This is a genomic window from Flavobacterium branchiophilum NBRC 15030 = ATCC 35035, assembly GCF_002217205.1.
In the GTDB taxonomy this organism is placed as follows: Bacteria; Bacteroidota; Bacteroidia; order Flavobacteriales; family Flavobacteriaceae; genus Flavobacterium; species Flavobacterium branchiophilum.
The window spans coordinates 1-3,060 of record NZ_MUGT01000204.1 but is presented as its reverse complement, the minus strand read 5'-3'; the positions used below and the strand labels follow the sequence as shown (position 1 = coordinate 3,060).

The following is a 3,060-nucleotide window of genomic DNA, read 5'->3' as shown; positions in this document are numbered from 1 at the left end:
TTAAAACAAGAAATAAGCCAACCTACGGTAAATTTCAAACAAATTAACAACATCATTCAACAACTAAAATCTGGATTACGAACAATACAAACTCACGTTAGTAAACATCATTTACAAAAATATTTAAACGAATATTTTTATCGATTAAATAGATCAATATATAAAGAAACAATTTTTGATAATCTAATAAAAAGAATGATAAATCACGAATGGGTAGGATGGAAATTAATTGTAGCTCCTAAGTAAGTAACTCGAAATGATTTAATTAAATTTCAAGAATTAGTAAAAGAAAACAGAATAATTTTCGGGGTAGATGGGAAATCTTCACCACAAAGAAAAAGATTTTTAACAGAAGCACTTGAAAGAGGAAAAGTAGCCAAAACAATTTGGACAGATATAGATACAACAACAAATGGTACACAACATTTAAAAAACATGTTTTCTGAAATAGTTTTTTCAAATCCTAAACCAGAAAGTTTAATTCAAAGAGTCATCGAAATGTCCACCAAAGAAAACGACATCGTTCTCGATTATCATTTAGGTTCTGGAACTACAGCAGCAGTGGCTCACAAAATGAATCGTCAATACATTGGAGTTGAACAAATGGATTATATTGAGACCGTAGCAGTTGAGCGATTGAAAAAAGTGATTGATGGCGAACAAGGAGGTATTTCAAAATCCATTAACTGGCAAGGCGGTGGCGAATTCGTTTACGTAGAACTCAAAAAACACAATCAACGTTTTATAGATCAAATTGAAATTGCCAAAGACACAAAAGCTATTTTGGAAATTTGGGAGGACATGAAAACCAAATCATTTCTGACTTATAATGTTGCTATCAAAAAGCAAGACGAACACATTGAAGACTTTAAACAACTTCCTTTAGAGGAACAAAAACAGCATTTGGTTTCTTTATTAGATAAAAATCAATTGTATGTAAACCGTTCCAATATAAATGATGCAGATGCTAATGTAACCGAAGAGGAAATAAAAATCACAAAAGATTTTTATTCGATATAAGACATTCATACCTACAAGGTTCTGAAAACCTTGCAGGACATTCTCACTTTTCCTGCAAGGTCTTTTTTTGACCTTGTAGGTATAAAAAATTAAACTATGGCATTTTTATACGATAAATTAATAGAAGAATTTGGCAAAAGAGCCATTTCAAAAGTTGACATTCCAAAGAGTATTTCTGATAATCTAAAACCAGGATTTGGACAAAGACCCTATCAAATTGAGGCTTTTCAACGTTTTTTACTTTTTTATAATGAAGAATATAATGGCAAACCTAAAATGCCTTTTCATTTGTTATTCAATATTGCAACAGGAAGTGGAAAAACACTTATTATGGCTGGATTAATGCTGTATTTGTATGAGAAAGGGTATCGCAATTTTTTGTTTTTTGTTCATTCAAATACCATTTTAGACAAAACTAGAGAGAATTTTTTAAACCAAAACGCAACCAAATATTTGTTTAACAAATGGATAAACATCAACGGTGAACGGGTAGAAATTAAAGAGGTAAAAAACTTTGATGAAGCAGATGATAAAAACATCAATATTCATTTTACTTCCATTCAAAAATTACATTCTGATTTGGTTCAAACCGAAAAAGAAAACGCATTAAGTTTGGAAGATTTTGAAAACAGAAAAATAGTTTTATTGGGAGACGAAGCCCACCATTACAACGCAAATACAAAAAATCAAACCGAATTATTTCAAAGTTGGGAGCAATTAATTACATCAATTCATCAATCAAATTTAGAAAATATTTTGCTTGAGTTTACTGCGACTTTAGATTATGAAAGCAAAGACATTATTAAAAAATACCAAGATAAAGTAATTTACAAATATGATTTAGCCCAGTTTCGAATTGACAAATATTCTAAAGAAATTAATTTAATTCGTTCCAATTACGATGAAAAAGAACGCATTATTCAAGCCATTATCCTCAACCAATACCGACAAGAATTAGCCACTAAACACAATATAAATTTAAAACCTGTAATTCTCTTTAAGGCTAAAAAAACCATAAAAGAATCGGAACAAAACAAACGCAATTTTCATGATTTAATTGACAATTTAACCGTTAAAGAAATTGAAGAAATCAGAGCTACTTCAACGGTTACCATTGTTCAAAAAGCCTTTTCTTTTTTTGACTCCATACAATTGACTTCCAATCAACTAGTAAACCGCTTAAAATCAAATTTCAAACCTGAAAATTGTTTAAGTACCAATGATGATAAAGAAATTGAAGCCAATCAAATAAAATTAAACACTTTAGAAGATGGAAATAATCCAATAAGAGCCATATTTTCGGTTCATAAATTAAATGAAGGTTGGGATGTTTTGAATTTATTTGACATTGTTCGTTTATATGAAGGTCAAAATTCTGGAGGTTCTAATAAAACATTTGGAAGCACCACTATTGCTGAAGCACAATTGATTGGTCGTGGTGCAAGATATTTTCCGTTTATTTTAGAAGAAAATCAAGAAAAATACAAGCGTAAATATGATGATGATTTAGAAAATGATTTTAAGATTTTAGAAGAACTATATTATCATACAAAAGACGAAAGTAATTATATTTCTGAATTAAAAAGCGCTTTAGTTCATTTTGGAAGTGCCGATAATGAGGAGGATTATGTTCAGCTTTCACTAGAATTAAAAGAAGATTTCAAACAAACAGATTTTTATAAAAATGGCAGCGTTTCTTTTAATGTTAAAAAAGAAAAAAGCTATGGTAATATTAAATCTATTTCAGATTTAGGTGTTTCTAAAAGAAATTACAAATACACTCTTTCATCTGGAAAAGGAAAAATGATAGGCTTTTTTAAGGAAGATTATGATGTTGATGAAAACCCAAGAGCAAAAGAAATTCCATTAAATTCCATTGAAAAACATATCATTAGAAGTGCAATGACACACAATCCATTTTTCTATTTCGATAATTTAAAGAAGTTTTTTCCAAATCTAGATTCGACTAGCAATTTTATAGAAAGTATAAACTATCTTGGGAATTTAGTAATTGATTTTGTTGGTACTGGTCTAGCCCCC

At 29.5% G+C, this 3,060-nt stretch carries 3 protein-coding genes; all 3 read left to right on the top strand.

The annotated features are described in order from the left end of the window. The coding region (locus B0A58_RS15815) for a transposase (RefSeq protein ID WP_165766333.1) at nucleotides 1-246 on the top strand (246 nt) is incomplete at its 5' end. A gap of 18 nt (nucleotides 247-264) precedes the next feature. Next, entirely contained in the window at nucleotides 265-1,020 is a 756-nt protein-coding gene (locus tag B0A58_RS15810; protein ID WP_089081837.1) for a DNA methyltransferase, read from the top strand. Nucleotides 1,021-1,116: 96 nt separating this feature from the next. Then, nucleotides 1,117-3,060: DEAD/DEAH box helicase family protein (locus tag B0A58_RS15805; RefSeq protein WP_106408036.1), on the top strand; the 1,944-nt coding region annotated here is incomplete at its 3' end.